We start from the raw sequence: 441 nt of genomic DNA, 5'->3' as shown, positions 1-441 counted from the left end.
CGTGATCGTGGTGCTCAACCTTGATCCCCACCAGGTGCGCGAGACGGTGGTGCACCTGGACCTGGCCGCGCTCGACCTGCCGGCGGGCAGCTCGTTCAGCGTGCACGACGAGATCAGCGGCGCGGACTGGACCTGGGGCGCCGACAACTACGTCCGGCTCGACCCCGCAGAGCCGGCACACATCCTGTTCGTGAAAGGAAACGCATGACCGTGGCGGACTCGAGAGTCCTGAACGACGAGCCGGAATGGTTCCGTACGGCCGTCTTCTACGAGGTGCTCGTCCGGTCGTTCCGCGACTCGAACGGCGACGGCACCGGTGACTTCCGCGGTCTGACGGAGAAGCTCGACTACCTCCAGTGGCTCGGCGTGGACTGCCTGTGGGTGCCTCCGTTCTTCCCCTCGCCCCTGCGCGACGGCGGGTACGACGTCTCCGACTACACC

At 66.9% G+C, this 441-nt stretch carries 1 protein-coding gene and 1 pseudogene; both read left to right on the top strand.

What is annotated here, in order from left to right:
• Window positions 1-208 (top strand): annotated as a pseudogene (locus tag ACOADB_RS24875) (alpha-1,4-glucan--maltose-1-phosphate maltosyltransferase); the annotation flags it as partial.
• Window positions 205-441 (top strand): alpha-amylase family glycosyl hydrolase (locus ACOADB_RS24870; RefSeq protein WP_378605193.1); only part of this gene is annotated, 237 nt, incomplete at its 3' end. The pseudogene ACOADB_RS24875 and the gene ACOADB_RS24870, both read left to right, overlap by 4 nt.

It is taken from the genome of Nocardioides sp. CPCC 206348 (genome assembly GCF_048654705.1).
In the GTDB taxonomy this organism is placed as follows: domain Bacteria; phylum Actinomycetota; class Actinomycetes; order Propionibacteriales; family Nocardioidaceae; genus Nocardioides.
The sequence above is the reverse complement of the archived record's forward strand: the minus strand, read 5'-3'. Positions and strand labels throughout refer to the sequence as shown.